The following is a 19,622-nucleotide window of genomic DNA, read 5'->3' on the forward strand; positions in this document are numbered from 1 at the left end:
GGGTGCTTGCACCCCGAGGGAGAAGGTGATTTGACCCCGAGCGGCGGCGAGCCGGAGCTAGACAGGACGAAAAGCGGAGGCCGCCCGCTTATCGGCGAAACGCGCTGGAGGGCCTGCGAGGAGGTTATGCCGCCAAAGCAGGACCGAAGCGTCGCGAACCGATGGCGGCTGAAGCTAGACAGTGTGATACGCGGCTTCTTCCGACGGTTATCTAGTTTTGAAGGAATGAACTTCCTGGTTGACAACCAGAACAGGATGGATATAATAATTACTGTCGAAAACAATAGCCGCATCATTTGTCGTTCCGCAATAGCTCAGCGGTAGAGCAACCGGCTGTTAACCGGTAGGTCGTAGGTTCGAATCCTACTTGCGGAGCCATTTTATGCTTCCATAGCTCAGTAGGTAGAGCACTTCCATGGTAAGGAAGAGGTCACCGGTTCGAGCCCGGTTGGAAGCTCCATTTATTTCTAGGCCCGTTGGTCAAGTGGTTAAGACACCGCCCTTTCACGGCGGTAACACGGGTTCGAATCCCGTACGGGTCACTTTCATTCCTCAATCAACCGTCCCCAAAGACGGTTGATTGAGAAGGTATAATTAGCACGGAACAGGCCATAATAATAAACGGATAAGGCGTTTTCACTTTATAGCGTTGGGCTATAGCCAAGCGGTAAGGCAACGGACTTTGACTCCGTGATGCGCTGGTTCGAATCCAGCTAGCCCAGCCATATTTTTTTGTACATAAAACATGAAACTTACTTCGAGCTGTCCCAATGCACTCGGCATCTTCGAGTCAGCTGGTAGAGGAAGGGACATCGTCAAAGATCTGAGTGTATACCAAACCATGAGCCATTAGCTCAGTAACGAGCGATGCATCTTCGAGTTGACTGCGAGTTGCCTCGACGCACCAAGCTTCCTTGAAACAGCTCGTAGAGGAAGAGGCAGGTAGAGCTCATCAGTACTTAGAGTGTTATGATCACCATGAGCCATTAGCTCAGTAGGTAGAGCATCTGACTTTTAATCAGAGGGTCGGAGGTTCGAGTCCTCCATGGCTCACCATGTGCGGAAGTAGTTCAGTGGTAGAACACCACCTTGCCAAGGTGGGGGTCGCGGGTTCGAGTCCCGTCTTCCGCTTGGGCGGGGCCTTAGCTCAGCTGGGAGAGCGCCTGCTTTGCACGCAGGAGGTCATCGGTTCGATCCCGATAGGCTCCATCAAAAGCAACCCTTTTTTAGACAACGGGTTGCTTTTTCTTTGTTTCACTAAAGAGCGAGCCCGCTTTTTTGTCGAAGAAACCATCGATGAACGCGCTGAAAAGGTTCAACAGCATGGAGATGAGGCCGCGCTTTGGGCACGAAAAGATGGCGGGTTTAGGCACGCTAGGCGGCAAATCGGTATAAATATTCGAAAGGTTGTCAAGTTGAGTCATCTCCCTTCTTTCCTCTACAATAAAAGGGCAATGGGAAACGGAAAGGAGAGGAGACAGCATGAAACCAATCTCGATTATCGGTGTTCCGATGGATTTAGGACAAACGCGCCGCGGTGTCGATATGGGACCGAGCGCGATGCGTTATGCTGGTGTCGTCGAGCGTCTTGAACGCCTTCACGATGACATCGAAGATTTAGGAGACATTCCGATTGGAAAAGCGGATCGGATTCATGAACAGGGGCATCCACGCTTGCGCAATTTGAAAGCGGTTGCGGAGGCGAACGAAAAGCTCGCTGCGGCGGTTGATCAAGTCGTTCAACGCGGGCGCTTCCCGTTGGTGCTGGGTGGCGATCACAGCATTGCCATCGGCACGCTGGCCGGGGTGGCGAAACATTATGAACGCCTTGGCGTCATTTGGTATGATGCGCACGGCGACGTCAACACAGAAGAGACATCGCCGTCTGGAAATATTCACGGCATGCCGTTGGCGGCGAGCCTTGGATTTGGGCATCCTTCGTTAACACAAATCGGGGGATATACTCCGAAAGTCAGACCGGAGCATGTTGTGTTGATCGGTGTGCGCTCTCTAGATGAGGGGGAGAAGAAGTTTATTCGGGAGCAAGGAATCAAAATTTATACGATGCATGAAGTTGATCGGCTTGGCATGACAAAGGTGATGGAGGAAACCATCGCCTATTTAAAAGAGCGGACCGATGGGGTTCATTTATCGCTTGACTTAGATGGGCTTGATCCGAGCGACGCACCCGGAGTAGGGACACCGGTCATCGGGGGATTGACGTACCGAGAGAGCCATTTGGCGATGGAGATGTTAGCGGAGGCTCAACTAATTACGTCTGCTGAATTTGTAGAAGTGAACCCGATTTTGGACGAACGGAATAAAACCGCTTCCGTAGCCGTCGCTTTAATGGGTTCGCTGTTTGGGGAAAAGTTGATTTGATTGAGCACCAACGTCAACCGGTTGCCGGAACGCGGATGTGGCCATCTCCTCCCTGCCGATAGCGGATGGTGATGCGGCCGCGGCGCGCGCAAGTGGGCCGCCATATGGTTGATGCAGTAATGTCCTTTTTCGGTTGGCGTTCGTTGGTTTGAGGGGTGGCTTTGATTTGGCTGCCCCTCTTTTTTCGTTCTATGGTACAATAAACGTGTTGCCTGAAACTTTTTGCAGTGGAGCGCCGTAGTATACGGTGAGCTGTGAGGCGGGGGTATTGGATTTTATGGATTTGTTTATTAAAAAAAGGATTAGGGCGGTTCAAAAAGGCGACCAAAATGCCTACGCCGACCTTGTTGATTTGTATAAAGATAAAATTTACCGCCTTTGTTATCGAATGCTTGGCAATCAACACGAGGCGGAGGATGCGGCCCAGGAGGCATTCATTCGCGCCTATGTTCATATTAACACCTATAACCCCGATATGAAATTCTCGACGTGGCTGTATCGCATTGCGACCAACTTGACGATTGATCGGTTGCGAAAGCGGAAACCGGATGTTTACTTGGATGAAGAAGTGAATGGAACGGATGGACTGACGATGCAAGCGCAGCTTCCTTCCCGTGAAGCCTCTCCTGAAGAAGCGGTGGAAAGTCTGGAACTGCAAGAAACGGTTCAGCGGGCCATTGAGCGGTTGCCGGAAAAATATCGCAGCGTAATCGTGTTAAAGTATATCGAAGATTTGTCGCTGCAAGAGATCAGCGATATTTTAGGGCTGCCGGTCGGCACGGTGAAAACGCGGCTCCATCGCGGCCGTGAAGCATTGCGCAAACAATTGGGCCATTTATAAGAGGGTGGGAAAGAATGAAATGTCCAAACGAAATGATATCGCTTATGCATCACTATCTAGACGGCGATCTTCGTCCGGAGGAAGAGCAGCGCCTGAAGGCACATCTGCGCTCATGCGCTGCCTGCGCTGCCCATTTTCATGAGTTGAAAAAAACTGTTGCTTTTTTGCAATATGCCGCTCATCTAACAGCGCCCCCGGCTTTTACGACGAAGGTAATGAAAATGATGCCGAAAGAGAAAAAAAGCGCCCGGCTGCGCCGCTGGATGCATGGGCATCCGTTGCTGACCGCCGCTTCGCTGTTTGTGCTGCTTACGGTTGGCAGCTTTGCCTCTTCGTGGGGAGAGAACGGAGCGTTTTCCGTTTCGGCGAATGAACACGTTATCATTCGCGATCATACGGTCATTGTGCCAAAAGGGGAAACGGTGAAAGGGGACATTGTCGTCCGCAACGGTTCAATTCGCATTGAAGGAACGGTCGATGGGAACGTCACCGTGATTCACGGAAAAAAATATATGGCGTCAGCGGGGCAAGTGACCGGGGAAATCGAGGAAATTAATCAAGTGTTTGAATGGATTTGGTATAATATTAAAGAGAAAGTCAATCACGCGCTCCAATCGCTCGAATGATGGCAGCCATCGTCCGATGGCTTTTTCCATGGCCGTGAGCGGAGCGGAATTAGAGATAAAGGAAGTGTGAAGATGTCCTTCCAAGAGCTCCCCATCGTGTCCTATTTGCTGAAAGTGGTCGATATTCTCGTTGTATGGTACGTTATTTACAAACTGCTGATGATGATTCGCGGGACAAAGGCCATTCAGCTGTTAAAAGGCATTTTTTTGATTATTTTGGTTCGCTTTGTGAGCAATTATCTCGGGTTGACCACGCTGCAATGGCTGATGGACCAAGCGATCATTTGGGGGTTCCTTGCCATCATCATCATTTTTCAGCCGGAATTGCGGCGCGCGTTGGAGCAGCTTGGCCGCGGGCGGCTGTTTACGCGCAATACCGTCAATGAGGATGAAGAACGGCTTCGAATGGTGGAAGCCATCGTAAAGGCAACGGAGTATATGGCAAAACGGCGCATTGGCGCGCTCATTTCGATCGAGAGGGAAACCGGAATGAGCGATTATGTGGAAACGGGCATAGCCCTAAACGCGCACGTGTCTTCGGAGCTGCTTATCAATATTTTCATTCCGAACACGCCGCTGCATGACGGGGCGGTGATCATTCAGAAAAACCAGATTGCGGCCGCGGCCTGTTATTTGCCGCTATCGGAAAGCCCGTTTATTTCTAAAGAGCTCGGAACACGCCATCGGGCGGCGCTCGGCATCAGCGAAGTGACGGACAGCGTCACGGTCGTTGTCTCAGAAGAGACGGGGGCGGTATCGTTGACCAAAAACGGCGAACTATATCGCGATTTAACGATGGATGAGTTTCGGGAGCTGCTGACAGGCGAGCTCGTCCCGGTGGCGAAGGCGCCCGCTTCTTCCCGTTGGCAATGGAGGGGAAAGAAACATGGATAACTTAATGGATCATCCGTGGTTTATTCGCCTTGTTTCCTTATTGCTAGCGATCATGTTGTATATGTCGGCCAATGTTGGGGCGAAAACTGGCGAAACACGCAACACGTTTGGGCAAGAAGATACGGAAACGTTGACAGATGTTCCGGTTGTTGCTTACTATGACGAAGAAAACTTGATCGTTTCCGGCGTGCCGAAGTATGTCAATGTTACGCTTCAAGGTCCGGCTAGCATTGTCAAACCGACAGCTCTGCAACGAAATTTCGAAGTGTATGTCGATTTGACGAACTTGCCCTTAGGCACCTACACGGTTCCGATCAAATACAAAGATGTTTCTGAAAAACTGAAGGTGAATATACAACCGGCTTCAGTAAAAGTAACGATTCGCGAAAAAGTGTCCAAACAGTTTTCCATTGGCGTTGAATTTTTTAATCGAAACAAAATGCCGGATGGCTACTCCGTCGGGGAACCGACCGTTGAACCGAACGTGGTGACCATTACCGGAGCGAAAGAGTTGATTGACAGCATCTCGTTTGTGAAAGCCATTGTTGACTTGGAGGGAGCGACGGAAACGGTGACGCGGGAAGCCCGCGTTCGCGTGTACGATCGGAGCGGAAATGAATTGGATCTGGAACCGAAGCCATCATCTGTTCAAGTTACTGTGCCGGTGGAGAGCCCAAGCAAAGCGGTGCCGGTTGATGTGCAAACGACAGGTGAGCTTCCGGATGGCGTTCATCTCGTCGGCATCACGCCGGAGCCGAGCCGAGTGACCGTTTACGGTCCGAAAGACGTGCTAAATCGGATCGATCGGTTGGAAGGATTGACCGTCGATTTGGATGATGTGACAGATGATAAGACAGTGGAAGTGGACGTTCCAGTCCCCGATGGGGTCAAAAGCGTCAAGCCAAATAAAATCAAGGTGCGCATCGACGTAGAGAAAGATGTCACACAAACATGGAAGGACGTCCCCATTGAGGTCGTCGGCTTGCCGGACTCCTATGAAGCGACGTTTGTCCAACCGGTTGGAGGCAAGCTGACCGTGCGGCTGATGGGGCCACCCGATATCGTCCGAGGGTTGACGAAAGACGATGTCCGACTGTATGTGGATGCCAGTGGGCTCGGCACCGGTCAGCATCAAGTTCCCATTCGCTGGGACAATCCGAAGCAAATCCAATGGCAGCCATCGACGGAAACAGCGATGATCGACATTAGCGAAAAGGCAGCTGTCCAATAAATTGTATAGTAAGGAGAGAGTGAACGAATGGGCAAATATTTTGGCACTGATGGTGTACGTGGAGTCGCAAATCGTGAGTTGACGCCGGAGCTGGCGTTTCGGATTGGCCGTTGCGGCGGATACGTGCTGACGAAAAGTGCAGAGCGTCCGAAAGTGTTGATTGGGCGTGACACGCGCATTTCCGGGCATATGCTGGAAGGCGCGCTCGTCGCCGGGCTGCTCTCGATCGGAGCGGAAGTGATGCGGCTTGGCGTGATCTCTACGCCAGGCGTCGCCTATTTGACGAAAGCGCTCGGCGCGCAAGCCGGCATCATGATTTCTGCTTCCCACAACCCCGTCCAAGACAACGGCATTAAATTTTTCGGGCCGGATGGGTTTAAACTGTCGGACGAGCAGGAGGCGGAGATTGAAGCGCTGATCGACAGCCCGGAAGATATGTTGCCGCGGCCGATTGGCGCGGCGTTAGGCCAAGTGAATGATTACTTTGAAGGCGGGCAAAAATATTTGCAATATCTCAAACAGACGATTGACGAAGAAGACTTTTCCGGGATGAAAATAGCTCTCGACTGCGCGCACGGGGCGACGTCATCGCTGGCCACTTACTTGTTTGCCGATTTGGACGCCGATGTCATCACGATGGGCGCTTCGCCCAACGGCCTCAACATTAACGAAGGAGTCGGTTCCACCCATCCGCAGGCGCTGGCGGCGTTTGTGAAAGAAAAAGGGGCTGATGTCGGCCTTGCGTTTGACGGCGACGGCGACCGCCTGATCGCCGTGGACGAGCATGGCAACATTGTGGATGGCGACCACATCATGTACATTTGCGCCAAATATTTAAAAGAAACCGGTCGTCTCAAGCAACAAACCGTCGTCTCAACGGTCATGAGCAATCTTGGATTTTACAAAGCGCTCGAGGCGCAGGGCATCCAAAGCGTGCAAACGGCGGTCGGCGACCGCTATGTCGTCGAAGCCATGCGCAAAAATGGATATAATCTCGGCGGCGAGCAGTCCGGTCATATCATTTTCCTCGACTACAACACGACGGGAGATGGCATGTTGACGGCGCTCCAGCTTGTCAACATCATGAAAGTCAAAGGCAAGCCGCTTTCTGAATTGGCCGCGGAAATGAAAAAATACCCGCAGCTGCTTGTGAACGTACGGGTAAAGGATAAAGAAAAGGCAATGGAAAACGAACAAGTGCAAAAAGTGATTCAGGAAGTGGAGGCAGAGATGAACGGCAATGGCCGCGTCCTCGTTCGTCCGTCCGGGACGGAACCCCTCGTGCGCATTATGGCTGAGGCTCCAACCGAAGAGGCGTGCCGCGCCTATGTGGAGCGGATCGCCGATGTCGTCCGCCGTGAAATGGGGGCCGAATAACTGATTGTTTGAACCATCCTATGCATAAACGGAACGTTCGCTTTCGTTTATGCATAGGTTATTTTATAGACTTCCATGACGAAACATTTTCGTCACCATCGGAAGGATGAAAATGTCCTTATGTTGAATGCTGGAACTTTACGCATTTTGGAATTCGGGTATTTTCAGAAGGCCGGTGATTTACTCGCGCACCTGCTTCCCAGCATCGTTTTTTAAATAGAAAATAATTTAAAAAATGTTTACTTTTTCTCCAAACTAAAGAAAACCGATGTTTTTCACCAACCTTTCAGGATAGATACTAGTTGACGCCGTTGGGAATGTCCTGTAATATTAACGTTGTTGCCTTTTACCTGAAAGGAGGCGATAGCGGAGCGGAGATCGTGAAACGACGGCTTGTCGCAGCGGGTTTATAGGACAAAAAAGCCGAAAATATCGTTGGTTGTTGCTTCGTTTTGACGACAAAGCGCCTGGACTAAGCGCGGGAACGGAAGCGCGCTTAGTTGACGAGGAGGAGGTTTATCGAGGGTTTCGGCGGATGCCTCCCGGCTGGAGCGATGACAGCCGCAAGTCCTCTCTTAAAACAAAGGGGTGACCCTTTGCACAAAGGGGAGGATGTCATCGCACAACTAGAAAAGGGAGTCTGCCGCAGTGACGGCGAGGCCCCGTTGTTCTTTGACAACTGAACATGGAAGGATCTCGTTAGCGGCAGCCTCCGATGGTAAAGGAGGAAATGTGGCCATGTGCGGCATTGTTGGTTATATCGGTTACCAAGATGTGAAAGAGATTTTGTTGCGCGGATTGGAAAAACTCGAGTACCGCGGCTACGATTCGGCGGGGATCGCCGTATTAAATGAGAACGGGGTTCATGTGTTTAAAGAAAAAGGACGGATTGCCGATTTGCGCCGCATCGTCGACCCGAACGTCAACGCGACGATCGGCATCGGCCATACCCGTTGGGCGACGCACGGGGCGCCAAGCCGGGTGAACGCCCACCCGCACCAAAGCGCGTCCGGCCGTTTTACGCTCGTGCATAACGGCGTCATCGAAAACTACGAGATGCTGAAGCGCGACTACTTGACTGATGTCGAGTTCCGAAGCGATACGGATACGGAAGTGATCGTCCAGCTCGTGGAACAATTCGTCCGTGACGGGTTGACAACGGAAGAAGCGTTCCGCCAAACGCTCTCGCTGTTAAAAGGGTCGTACGCCATCGCCATGATTGACGCGGAAAACGAGGAAACGTTGTACGCAGCGAAAAACAAAAGCCCGCTTCTTGCCGGTCTCGGTGACGGCTTCAACGTCGTGGCAAGCGATGCCATGGCGATGCTCCAAGTGACGAATCAATTCGTCGAACTGATGGATGGGGAACTAGTCATCGTCACGAGCGAGAACGTCACGATTCAAACGCTAAACGGTGAAACAGTCGAACGGAAGCCATTTACGGCTGAGCTCGATGCGAGCGACATTGAAAAAGGGACGTATCCGCATTACATGCTGAAAGAAATTGATGAGCAGCCGTTTGTCATCCGCCGCATCATTCAAAAATACCAAGACGAACACGGCGGATTGACGATTGACCAAGCGATCATCAACGAAGTGCTGAACGCCGACCGCCTGTACATTGTCGCGTGCGGAACGAGCTACCACGCAGGTCTTGTCGGCAAGCAATTGATCGAGTCGTGGGCGAAAATCCCAGTCGAAGTGCATATTGCCAGCGAATTTTCGTACAACATGCCGCTGTTGTCGGAAAAGCCGCTCTTCCTCTTTATTTCGCAAAGCGGCGAAACGGCCGACAGCCGCGCCGTGCTCGTGCAAACGAACAAACTTGGCCATAAAGCCATTACAATCACCAACGTCCCAGGCTCGACGCTGTCGCGGGAAGCGGACTATACGCTCTTGTTGCACGCCGGCCCGGAAATTGCCGTCGCTTCGACGAAAGCCTACACGGCGCAAATCGCGGTGCTGGCGATTTTAGCGGCGACTGCGGCGAAAGCGAAAGGTCGCGAATTGAATTTTGACCTGACGAAAGAGCTCGCCATCGTCGCCAATGTGATGGAAATGCTGTGTGACGCGAAAGAAGAAATGGAGAACATCGCACGCGACTACTTGACGCTGACGCGCAACTGCTTCTTTATCGGCCGCGCCGTTGACTACTACGTCTGCTTGGAAGGCGCGCTCAAGCTGAAAGAAATCTCCTATATCCAAGCGGAAGGGTTCGCCGGCGGCGAGCTGAAACACGGCACGATCGCCTTGATTGAGGACGGTACGCCGGTGATTGCCCTCGCCACCCAAGAGCACGTCAACTTAAGCATTCGCGGCAACGTAAAAGAAGTCGTCGCCCGCGGCGCGAACCCGTGCGTCATCTCGATGCGCGGCGTGGAAGGCGACGGCGACCGCTTCGTCATCCCGGCCGTCCATCCGGACCTTACGCCGCTTGTTTCCGTCGTGCCGCTGCAGCTGATCGCGTACTATGCCGCCCTGCATCGCGGCTGCGACGTCGACAAACCGCGTAACCTAGCGAAAAGCGTGACGGTGGAGTGAGCGGTTCGGTGGGAAAAGGCTGTTGTAACAAAAGGTCAGATGCCGAACCAAAAAGCTGAAAACGAAAAGGCCTGTTGGATGAGTCTAACAGGCCTTTTTTGTAAATAGGCTACGGTTGACCATTTGGCCGCTTTTACCATACAAAAAGCTTCGCAGATTTTGTTTCCGGCTAGAAAGAAACATGATGCCAAGCTGTTGTAGCGAAGAACTTTTGGGGAGACATGAACCTACTTGGGTGAATGAGTTTTGAGCACAGCTATTTCAACCAAGGAGTCCGGTTCATGTCTCATTTTTACATATGGTTTGATGTAAAGAGGTATTCGCTACGCACCTTAGCTTCCTAGACAATTCCCCATGTTCCGATTTTGTGCTTGCTGTAAACTTTTGGGCTCTTCACCAAAAAAGTAAGAGGATGCTACTAAAGTTCGACTCGGGCTAGAATAGATGGTGTATTTCCCTTGCCAAATCTGAGTAATTGTAGTATACTGAATTTTAAAAACTATGATAATATTACTAATCATGATGACTTGAGAAGCCCCACCTCTAAGCGTCAGTGCAGGTGGTGGGAGGATGTCGCTAAAAACAGCATATCTGATAAGACCTAGCAACAGGTAGTTCACCAATCTGCGTGAACTTTAAAAGGGAAGTTTGGTGAAAATCCAACACGGTCGCGCCACTGTGATGCAGAGCGAGGATCAATAACCCACTGTTCCTTGTTTGGAATGGGAAGGGGATCCACCGCGATGAAGCTAAGTCAGGAGACCTGCCTGTTGTATACACTTTCGACCTACGCGTCATAGGGAGGAGTGGGGGAAAATGAACAAGAGGCACTTCAAGTACCTCAATACAAGCTAGTTATGCCCTCCTTCTGTCTGTCTAGAAGGTGGGCATTTTACTTGTATTGAGGAAAATGACATGGAGGTGCTACGATTGGCAATTCATAGTTCTAATTTAGGTTATCCTCGAATCGGTGAACAACGAGAATGGAAAAAAGCATTGGAGTCATTTTGGAATGGGCAATTGGAAGAAGCCAATCTAATGGAAACGATGAAGACCATTCAACTATCATCCATCAAAAAACAAATGGCAAAAGGAATCGAACTGATACCAATCGGGGACTTTTCATTATACGATCATGTGCTGGATACCGCTTTTATGTTTGGGTATATTCCAAAACGATTTGGCCAAGAAAGTGAGCGCCGATGGGATACTTATTTTGCCATGGCGAGGGGAACAAGCAGCCAGCCGGCTATGGCCATGACAAAATGGTTTAATACCAACTATCACTACATTGTTCCAGAGCTTGATGGCCTACAACCAAGGCTTATGGAAAATTTTCTTTTACGTGATTACCAATTTATCAAAGATAATCTTTCAATTGAAACAAAACCTGTTTTGCTTGGACCTGTCACGTTTTTAATTTTGGCTAAGTTAAGCACAGGAGTACATTGGCATAAGCACCTACAGCTCCTCGTCCCCGTATATATCGAATTGCTTGATGAGTTGTATAGAGCAGGGGTGCGCTGGGTACAAGTTGATGAGCCTATTCTTGTGCAAGAGATTGATGAAGACATCGTGGCCGCTGTTGAATACGTTTATCATTCATTCTATCAAAAAGTACCTGGTGTCCAGCTGATTTTACAAACGTATTTCGAGAGCCTTTCTAATTATCCAGAAATCGTCTCTCTACCTGTCGCCGGGTTCGGTCTTGATTTCGTTCATGATGACGGTGAAAATTTGTACAACATGAAGAAATATGGGTTTCCAAAAGGGAAATGGCTAGCTGCGGGTATGATCGACGGTCGCAATGTTTGGAAGAGTACACTCGTCCAAAAAGCAGCGCTACTCGAAGAGCTGTCGAAGTATACGGAACACTTGATTATTCAACCGTCGTCTAGCCTGCTTTATGTACCGATTACAGTCAAACATGAACGCCGTTTAGCAAAAGGATTGGTCGATTCATTGGCATTTGCGGATGAAAAGCTTGATGAAGTGCGCCTGCTTGCTGAATACGCCCAAGGGAAACGTTCTTTATCCGATTTGCGCCACTATGATGAACAAACCGGGGAAGCTCTTGGCCTACTTCGAGGCCAGCCTATAAAAAAAACGATACAACCCATTGAACAAACGGAACGTCCTCCCTATGCAAAGCGAAGGCAAGCACAGCAACAACATCTAAAATTGCCGCTTTTGCCTACTACGACGATCGGGAGTTTTCCACAGACCCGCGAAGTGCGGCAAGCGCGGCTGAAGCGGAAAAAACAAGAATGGGACGAAAAGCAATATCAAACCTTTATCCGTAAACAAATCGCAAAGTGGATAGAAATTCAAGAAAAACTCGAACTTGACGTTCTTGTTCATGGTGAATTTGAACGAACAGATATGGTAGAGTTCTTTGGTGAAAAATTAGGAGGTATCGCCTGCACGACAAACGGATGGGTGCAGTCATACGGATCGCGTTGCGTCCGTCCCCCAATCATATTTGGCGATGTTGTCCATCTTTGTCCTATAACTGTTGAAGAGAGTGTTTACGCTCAATCGCTAACAGAAAAACCGGTGAAAGGGATGTTGACGGGTCCTGTCACTTTGTACAATTGGTCATTTGTTCGTCGGGATCTGCCTCGCTCCGCGGTGCTGAATCAACTCGCTTTGGCAGTCCGTCAAGAAGTGTTGGCGCTTGAACAGGCGGGAATCCGCATCATTCAAGTTGATGAACCTGCACTAAGAGAAGGGTTGCCGCTCAAAAGACAAAAACAGCCGGCTTATTGGCAGGAAGCGGTATATGCCTTTCGTTTAGCGACATCGGCTGTTCGTTTAGAAACGCAAATTCATACACACATGTGCTACTCAGATTTTTCGGAAATGATCGACATCATTGATGATCTAGATCCCGATGTCATTTCGATTGAAGCCGCGCGGAGCGGAGGAGAGCTGTTATCTTTATTTGAAATCCATACGTATCGCAAGCAAATCGGACTGGGGGTGTATGACATTCATAGCCCTCGCATCCCGAGCAGAGATGAGATTCTCATTCAGCTTGAGAGAGCGTTGCGTGTCCTGCGGCCTGACCAATTTTGGGTGAATCCTGATTGCGGATTAAAAACCCGTACGGAGAAAGAAGCGATCGCCAGCTTGCAAGCGATGGTTGCCGCGGCAAAGGAGATGCGTAACCGTCTTTTCGTCTCTCTTCAAGGAGGGGATCAGGATGATAGCAAGCGCTGAACAGTCGAAAACGATTCAGACCAGATTGGTGCTCCCGTCCGATACGAATCATCTTGGTACCATTTTTGGTGGAACGGTGCTGGCGTACATTGACGAAATTGCGGCAATTTGCGCTATGCGTCATGCCCGAAGAGCAGTGGTCACCGCCTCCATTGACAAGATTGACTTTATTTCTTCTGCCAAAATTGGCGACATCTTAAAGCTGGAAGCATTCGTGTATTCCACCGGTCGTACGTCTATGAAAGTATTTGTAAAAGTTGAAACCGAAGATTTATTTACTGGCGAACATCATTTAACAACCACTTGTTTTCTCACGATGGTGGCGATTGACGAAAACAAAAAGCCTTGTCCTGTTCCGACTGTCATTGTAGGGGAAAAAGAGGAACAACTCGTGCAATATTATTTAAAAGCAAACCGATAAGATCGATCTCACATTTCCCACCCTTCCGACGAAAATCGGGAGGATTTTTTTTCTTCCTGTCGAATCAAACCTTGAAACACAAGGAACGCAAAGGAGTTTGCCCGTCATGGACGTTCGAATTCGGGCCATTTATGAAAGTTCTTAATTTGAATAGAATAAGCACTCTGTTCAAAGATCTTAACCTTCCTCAGTTGACGGATCATCTCGTTCCCGTGAATCCGCAATGCCAACCTCGAGCCAGCGATATCGTCAAACTAATCATTAGCGGCCCCGGCAAGCGCTCGTTCATTTGGAACAATGGGCGCATGACATCGATTGGCCGAAGCGAATTCGGCTGGGGCTGGAGCCGTCTTGGTTCAACGACGATGCCATCGCGCGTCATTGGGATCGACTGTATGAGGCGAATCTCCATCAAGTTAAAAACGCGTTCAAACTGCTGAGAAAGCTTGATAAATCAACAAATATCACACTTTTGGCTTTTCACTCAATAAGTGAACATCCGAAACTGGGCTAACCCCTTGATATGATTAGGTTTTACGGTTCTTTTGATGAGCTGCTGTCACGGATTCAGGTAAACTCGTTTTGAAAAAATAGGTATTTTCCGCAATAAAATTTGCGGAAAATACGGATGTTTTTTGTAAATGATTTTGGTATAATGAAGGTGAAACCGGCCGGTTAAATGAAAATTCGTCTTTAAGGACGGACATTTCTCATGTCTTGGATTCACGTCCAGTCTAAAACAATGCATAGACTGTTGCGGAAAGTGATGACGTTGGCTGGCGTACTGGTGCTTGCAATCACTGCTTTTCGCCTAGTAAATCCAAATCAAGCAGCAGCATGGTTGCATCCGGGACCAACCACTCAATATCCAACTGAGGGTGGGAAATGGACATACGGTTTCTGGAATGCCATGGTTCGCTCCTCCTACTATCATCCAGATTCATGCCACGGTTCAACAGTTGTATACAACGGCGAACAACTGCGCAGTGTCGATACTCCACCGGGAAAAACATCTGCTGCGGAAAAGGGAGCCCTCAATTTTCCATGGTCTGATGATGCCTATTACTATAGAATATGCAAATAGCCAATCTGTTTAAACCTTTCCACCCCTTCCCGATGGGACGGGGTATCACTTTTCGTTGCGGATGATTGATCAAGGAAGGAATGAGGTCCGTGCATAAGAGAATTGTTGTCGCTGTTTCAGCCGTGCAGTTTGCCCTTTTAGCCCTAGTGGCGGTCATCATTTCTGATATACACGACCGCTTTTTTCCGGAACAGTTGGGAGTGAAAGCCAAGGTGACATTGGATTTCAGCCAATCCGGCCTGTCCGATGAGGAGGCCTTTCGACAGCTTGGATCCATCAGCGACCGATTAGGGCTGGGGCTGATGAAGGTGGCCCCGGATTTGCGAGGGGATCAGTCAGGCCAAGTTTTTGTTAAAGTGGGAGCGCACGGCTCTTTTCCGAAGCAAATCCAGCGTTTCGGCAATCAACCTGACGCTGAAATTCGCGACAACGGGGCGCTAGTTCATTCGTTCGCCAATGGCGACTATTTGGTGACTGGAAAAACGGATCGCATTGCCGAGTTTAAAGATTGGCTGACGTCACGCCGGGTTGATCAGCAATGGAACGAAGAAACGCTCATCACCATTTTTCAGTTTCTCACTCTGCAGAGCGATTTCGGCGTGACGCTGCTCGCCGTTTCCGCACTGATGGTGTCACTGGCCTTGTATTGGCTGGCGGTCAAGGCAAGGGGGCGAGCGCTGCGCGTGTTGGCCGGTGTGGCGGCGTGGCGCATTCAATGCGAGGACTTCATCCGTTTTCTCATGGCGATGGTTTCCGCTGCCGCGCTGTTGGATGTGTTGGCCTTCGCTTACGTGGGTTTCGCTTATGGTTGGGGCTTTGTGCCTTATTATGCCAAGGTGTTGCTTTTGGCCGAATGGATCGTCATCTTCCTGACTATGACCTGCACCTTGGCTCTCTCGGCCGCCTCATGGCCAAGCCCTGCGATGTTGGCGATGCGGGAGCCGGCCGTCAAAAGTTTGGCGAAAAGTTCGGCGGTTCTGAAAATCGCCACGTTCGCCCTCGTTCTCGCCACAGTCGCGCCGGCCTTCGCCGCATATACGGAAGCAAGAAAAACGGCACAGGAACAGGCCACGTGGAAATCGTTGGCCGATCAGGCCGTCTTCGTGTTCCCGTCCCGTCCGGGAAAAGCGGGGGGAGCGGAAAGCGAGAAAATGTTCCAGAAGCTTCAGCCTTTTGTCGGCGACATGGTGCGGGAAGCGGAGGCGGCGGATCAGGTGGCGCTATCTCTCGCGTGGACGGAAGAGTACTTCTCCGTTGATGGATTCCGGATCGCTCCCTATCGTTACATCATCATGGTCAATCAGCGGTGGCTTGATCTTGTGCTAGGGAGAGAGAAAAAACGGCTGTCTTTCGTTCCGCTTTCGCCGGAGCAAATCCCACCAGATGCCAAAAAGGTGCTGGAAGCATCATTTTCATTGTATGTACGAAATCCGCAACAAGCGGTGAACATATGGAACCAAGTGAAGATATATCGCTTAGCTGGATCGCAAACACTTCCTTTTGTCCGGTTCGGTGGGCAGCTTGATTTCGCGAAGCCCAATGAAGTGATTCTCCTTCTTGTACCGAATGTGCACGCGATGTTTAATGACAACTTCCTGATTTCTGTCGCCTCATCGTCTGAACTTAGCTTCACCGGGTTAGAGGCGGCGCAAAAGCTCGTGTCCGAGCGTGGCTTGCAGAACAACATCCGCGTCAATTACATGGCCGAAGAAGGAATTTTGCGCGCGCAGCTTTTCGCTTATTTTGCGTGGCTGCGAGCCGGATCGCTTTCTGCGCTCATTCTGGCCTTGGCTATTGCCGCCATCATCAGCGCCTTCATTGCTGCGGTGTTGAAAGCGAAGCGCGATTTTCCGCTCCGTCTCGGTGGAGCATCTTGGTGGATGATCCTAAGAGGGCGAATAGCGAAGGAATGGCTTATTGGAGGTGCATTGACGGTCTTGATTATGGCGCTTCAAGGCTCGGATGGCTGGATGGCGGTCGCCCTAGCGGGGGCGATGGCGCTGTTGGCGCTGCCGCTTGTACATATAGGGGCGGCAAGCTGGGTGTTTGCGAAAGTCAGCCTGCGTCAGCTGTAGAAAAAAGCAAGGAGGAATGTAGTGCGTGCAGATCGAAGCGGATCAAGTAACAATGGTACTAAATGGGCGGACGATTATGGAACGAGAAAGTTTAGTCTGCGTGCCGGGGGCGATGACTGCGCTTGTCGGCCCAAGCGGCGCCGGTAAAACGACGCTTCTTCATTTGCTTGGACTACTTTTGCGGCCGACCGGCGGGCGGGTGCTGGCCAACGGCGCTGACACAACCACTTGGGGAGCGCGGCAGCGCCGCCTTTTCTGGAAAAACTATGCGGCGTTTATCCTGCAAGATTACGGGATTATGGAGGAAGAGTCAGTCGCTTTCAATGTCACGATGACATCTAGCCTGTTCCGTTCCAAGGTGGTGGGCGATGAGAAGCGGTTGAAAGCGGTGCTCATGGAAACAGGATTGGGCGGAAGGGAACAAGAATTGGCCGCCCGCTTAAGCGGCGGCGAAAAGCGGCGCCTAGCGATTGCGCGCGCACTCTATAAGGATGCGCAAGTCATTTTGGCCGATGAACCGACTGCTTCCCTTGATGACGCCAACGGCAAACATGTCATTGAACTGCTTGCATCGCTGGCGCGGCAAGGAAGGACTGTCATCGTGGCCACCCATGATGACAAGATGATGCGCGCTGCTGATGTCCAGCACTCGCTAGCGCGTTTTTCGGATGCTCCAAAGGGAAGGGGAGAATAAAATTGCCAAAACAAAGAAGAACATGGTGGTGGGCGGCCTTGTTGGTGGCCGTTTTAGCCGGGGGATTCTTGATCGCCGGAGCTGGCGTCGGCCTTTCGTTCATCCCGTTCCCGGGCAAACAAGAGTTTGCGCGCCCTTCTTGTGGAAAATTGCCGAGCAAGTCAGCGGTTGAAGAAGCGCTGGCCAACCACCGGGATCTTGTCGCCCGCTTGGAAAAGGTGGGCGAAGGCGTTAACGTGGAGGTCGCGACGCCATGCGAAGATGATACAAACCAAGCGGTCATCCGCATCTCCTACAAAACGAAAGCAGAACGTGATGGCATTTCCTCCATTTTAGCCAATCAAGGGTTTGGAACAGCGGTGGAATTGGTAAAACGGTGAGATCCGTCATACCTGCAGAGCTAGTTGGGCCCTCGGGCTCAGCTAGCCAAAGACCACAATACAAACCAATGATGTCTGCCCTTTTTGCCGTGGCTACGGGGCTTCGCTCCAAGCCATCCCTGCCCGTCGGACAGTGAAACACCAAGTGTTTGATATCCCTGTCATCAAAGTCGAGGTCGCTCAACACGAGGCGGAAGTGAAATCATGCCCCTGCTGCGGACGGCTCGAACAGGTGGAGTTTTCACCGGACGTCACGCACCATGTCCAATACGGCAGCGCATCCGTGCGCTGGTCGCCTACCTCCATACGGTGTAGCTTCTTCTTTCTGCCCGGCTTGTTCAGTTGTTCGAGGAATGGTTGGACGCCCCCATCAGTGAGGGAAGCATCTACAATATCGTTCAAGAATCGGCCGCCCGGCTCGAGGCGCTGCGGGAACTCATTCAAGAGAAGCTGTTGGCTTTCCCGATTTTGCACGCCGATGAAACGAGCCTCTCCGTACAAGGAAAACAGCATTGGCTCCATGTGGCCGGCATATCGGAAGCCACATGGCTGTTTTGCCATCCCAAGCTAGCGTCAAAAGTTCTATGAAAAAAATCTTGGATGGTCAAATGGAAAGATGCACGGGATGGCCAAGTGGATGTTTACGAAGTATTGTGATTTCTGAGATGCTGATTGAAAAGCGTGGTGGTTGAACTTATAATTAAAAGTAATCATGGACATGCTATTACCGTATATTATTTCAGGGTGGTGATAGCATGTGCGAGTGGAGGGAGGAAGAAGAAATGGTTATGTTGCAAAAAGAATTGGATGATAAGACAAAGAACGTTGATACACATAAAATTAGTGCCATTTTAAAAAGAGGAATTAAGCGCTACGATAAAGTGCTCGAAAAACTATCTAAAAACTGATGGTAGAAAAACTTCATCCTGAAGAGTTGCGCTACATCCACGATGAGATGTTGCATTACTACGGCGGAATACCCGGAGAGAAAGACCCTGGTATGATTGAATATGTATGTCAGAAGCCATTTGTGAACTTGTTTGGAAAAGAAATGTACCCTTCCTTATTTGAAAAGGCTGCTGTTTACATGATTGCCATAGCAACCGGACATTACTTTTTAGATGGAAATAAACGGACGGCGGTGATGGCAGCATATTCTTTCTTGATGAAAAATGGGTATGAGTTGATTGTTTCGGATGATGAACTATTTGAAATGTGCATCAAGGTTGCTAAAAAGGAAGTACGTGAGAAAGAATTGGCAAATTGGTTATCAAATCATTCATGTGTATCGAGTGGAGATTATCTAGATGATGAGGAGTAGCCGGTTGCTTACAAAATGCGAAACTGGTTACTCTTTTTTGATTGCACAAAATTAAATTTACCTCACATTTCACACCCTTCCGACAAAATTGGGGCGATTTTTTGTGTCTATATAAGTTGAAATTTTGTTTTACATCCCGCTGATTACTGGACTCGTTCTATCATAATCAACTTGTACTTAGATGAAACGCGCAACGAAAAATCGGAAATTCTTTATTGCAACTGTAGATGAGCATTTTTCATTACAATAATTTCCATGACCTAAGAGACAAACAGGGTACCCCTTAGGCGACATGGAGCTGTTTTTTGATCACATCAATGGGAATATCTTGTTTTGCGGCGTCGTAGATGAACTCGACGACGCTGTGCCCTTTCCGAGACCGAAGAAGCTCCAGTCCGGAAGAGAGGTCTTGTTGAGATTCCGCGATGCTGTATACGCAGGCGAACAGCACCACTGTCCAATACCGTTTCACCGCCCGAATGTGACGAACACGGTCCCACCTGACTTCAGCTGGTCTTTGGCCTGCCGGAAAA

General features: G+C 50.1%; 18 protein-coding genes, 7 tRNA genes, 1 pseudogene and 1 riboswitch. Of the genes and pseudogenes, 24 read left to right on the forward strand and 2 right to left on the reverse strand.

Annotated features, from left to right (window positions below):
- Positions 1-303 precede the first annotated feature (303 nt).
- From B4113_RS09950 to B4113_RS09980, 7 genes are all read left to right on the forward strand, one after another.
- Positions 304-378, forward strand: a tRNA-Asn gene (locus B4113_RS09950).
- A gap of 6 nt (positions 379-384) precedes the next feature.
- Positions 385-460: transfer RNA gene (locus B4113_RS09955), tRNA-Thr, on the forward strand.
- 10 nt (positions 461-470) lie between these two features.
- Positions 471-542, forward strand: a tRNA-Glu gene (locus B4113_RS09960).
- Between the two features lie 108 nt (positions 543-650).
- A tRNA-Gln gene (locus tag B4113_RS09965) sits at positions 651-725 on the forward strand.
- Between the two features lie 255 nt (positions 726-980).
- Positions 981-1,056, forward strand: a tRNA-Lys gene (locus B4113_RS09970).
- Positions 1,057-1,059: 3 nt separating this feature from the next.
- Positions 1,060-1,131 (forward strand) — tRNA-Gly (locus tag B4113_RS09975).
- A gap of 5 nt (positions 1,132-1,136) precedes the next feature.
- A tRNA-Ala gene (locus tag B4113_RS09980) sits at positions 1,137-1,209 on the forward strand.
- A 17-nt stretch (positions 1,210-1,226) separates the two neighbouring features.
- Here B4113_RS09980 and B4113_RS09985 read toward each other — a convergent pair.
- A complete protein-coding gene (locus B4113_RS09985) occupies positions 1,227-1,424 on the reverse strand; it encodes a hypothetical protein (RefSeq protein WP_033842669.1) in 198 nt (65 codons plus the stop codon).
- 58 nt (positions 1,425-1,482) lie between these two features.
- On the opposite strand from B4113_RS09985, the gene rocF reads away from it, so the two are divergent.
- The 17 genes from rocF to B4113_RS10060 all read left to right on the forward strand — a co-directional run bounded on the left by rocF (position 1,483) and on the right by B4113_RS10060 (position 19,089).
- Positions 1,483-2,382, forward strand: coding sequence for an arginase (rocF, locus tag B4113_RS09990; protein WP_033023359.1), 900 nt, complete (start codon positions 1,483-1,485; stop codon positions 2,380-2,382).
- Between the two features lie 277 nt (positions 2,383-2,659).
- A complete protein-coding gene (sigW, locus tag B4113_RS09995; protein WP_033023355.1) occupies positions 2,660-3,223 on the forward strand; it encodes an RNA polymerase sigma factor SigW in 564 nt (187 codons plus the stop codon).
- A 14-nt stretch (positions 3,224-3,237) separates the two neighbouring features.
- Positions 3,238-3,849, forward strand: a complete 612-nt coding sequence (gene rsiW, locus B4113_RS10000) for an anti-sigma-W factor RsiW (RefSeq protein ID WP_033842667.1) — start codon at positions 3,238-3,240, stop codon at positions 3,847-3,849.
- 72 nt (positions 3,850-3,921) lie between these two features.
- A complete protein-coding gene (gene cdaA / locus B4113_RS10005; RefSeq protein WP_033023352.1) occupies positions 3,922-4,743 on the forward strand; it encodes a diadenylate cyclase CdaA in 822 nt (273 codons plus the stop codon).
- Positions 4,736-5,974 (forward strand): YbbR-like domain-containing protein, encoded by a 1,239-nt coding sequence (locus B4113_RS10010; RefSeq protein WP_033842666.1) that lies wholly within the window; start codon positions 4,736-4,738, stop codon positions 5,972-5,974. The genes cdaA and B4113_RS10010 overlap by 8 nt, the downstream gene beginning before the upstream one ends.
- A gap of 27 nt (positions 5,975-6,001) precedes the next feature.
- A complete protein-coding gene (gene glmM / locus B4113_RS10015; RefSeq protein WP_033023348.1) occupies positions 6,002-7,351 on the forward strand; it encodes a phosphoglucosamine mutase in 1,350 nt (449 codons plus the stop codon).
- A gap of 738 nt (positions 7,352-8,089) precedes the next feature.
- Positions 8,090-9,892: a glutamine--fructose-6-phosphate transaminase (isomerizing) gene (gene glmS, locus B4113_RS10020; RefSeq protein ID WP_033842664.1), complete on the forward strand. Its 1,803-nt coding sequence runs from the start codon at positions 8,090-8,092 to the stop codon at positions 9,890-9,892.
- Between the two features lie 592 nt (positions 9,893-10,484).
- Positions 10,485-10,678, forward strand: a riboswitch (cobalamin riboswitch).
- Between the two features lie 129 nt (positions 10,679-10,807).
- Entirely contained in the window at positions 10,808-13,114 is a 2,307-nt protein-coding gene (metE, locus tag B4113_RS10025; RefSeq protein WP_033842663.1) for a 5-methyltetrahydropteroyltriglutamate--homocysteine S-methyltransferase, read from the forward strand.
- Entirely contained in the window at positions 13,098-13,535 is a 438-nt protein-coding gene (locus B4113_RS10030; protein WP_033842661.1) for an acyl-CoA thioesterase, read from the forward strand. Before metE ends, B4113_RS10030 begins: the two co-directional genes overlap by 17 nt.
- A gap of 289 nt (positions 13,536-13,824) precedes the next feature.
- Positions 13,825-14,049: a DUF4277 domain-containing protein gene (locus tag B4113_RS20530; protein ID WP_051962582.1), complete on the forward strand. Its 225-nt coding sequence runs from the start codon at positions 13,825-13,827 to the stop codon at positions 14,047-14,049.
- Between the two features lie 198 nt (positions 14,050-14,247).
- On the forward strand, positions 14,248-14,619 hold the full coding sequence (locus B4113_RS18810) for a lactococcin 972 family bacteriocin (protein WP_081897151.1): 372 nt from the start codon (positions 14,248-14,250) through the stop codon (positions 14,617-14,619).
- An 80-nt stretch (positions 14,620-14,699) separates the two neighbouring features.
- Positions 14,700-16,694 (forward strand): hypothetical protein, encoded by a 1,995-nt coding sequence (locus tag B4113_RS10040; RefSeq protein WP_231559779.1) that lies wholly within the window; start codon positions 14,700-14,702, stop codon positions 16,692-16,694.
- Positions 16,695-16,719: 25 nt separating this feature from the next.
- Positions 16,720-17,388, forward strand: coding sequence for an ABC transporter ATP-binding protein (locus B4113_RS10045; RefSeq protein ID WP_033018003.1), 669 nt, complete (start codon positions 16,720-16,722; stop codon positions 17,386-17,388).
- 2 nt (positions 17,389-17,390) lie between these two features.
- Positions 17,391-17,768: a hypothetical protein gene (locus B4113_RS10050; protein ID WP_033842658.1), complete on the forward strand. Its 378-nt coding sequence runs from the start codon at positions 17,391-17,393 to the stop codon at positions 17,766-17,768.
- A 342-nt stretch (positions 17,769-18,110) separates the two neighbouring features.
- Positions 18,111-18,356 (forward strand): transposase, encoded by a 246-nt coding sequence (locus B4113_RS10055; protein WP_082799312.1) that lies wholly within the window; start codon positions 18,111-18,113, stop codon positions 18,354-18,356.
- Positions 18,357-18,550: 194 nt separating this feature from the next.
- Entirely contained in the window at positions 18,551-18,676 is a 126-nt protein-coding gene (locus B4113_RS20965; protein WP_255358711.1) for a hypothetical protein, read from the forward strand.
- Positions 18,676-19,089, forward strand: a complete 414-nt coding sequence (locus B4113_RS10060; protein WP_051962578.1) for a type II toxin-antitoxin system death-on-curing family toxin — start codon at positions 18,676-18,678, stop codon at positions 19,087-19,089. The genes B4113_RS20965 and B4113_RS10060 overlap by 1 nt, the downstream gene beginning before the upstream one ends.
- Positions 19,090-19,372: 283 nt before the next feature.
- On the opposite strand, the pseudogene B4113_RS10065 reads toward B4113_RS10060, so the two are convergent.
- A pseudogene (locus B4113_RS10065) lies at positions 19,373-19,622 on the reverse strand (hypothetical protein); the annotation flags it as partial.

Origin of the sequence: Geobacillus sp. B4113_201601 (assembly GCF_001587475.1) — a bacterium.
In the GTDB taxonomy this organism is placed as follows: domain Bacteria; phylum Bacillota; class Bacilli; order Bacillales; family Anoxybacillaceae; genus Geobacillus; species Geobacillus icigianus.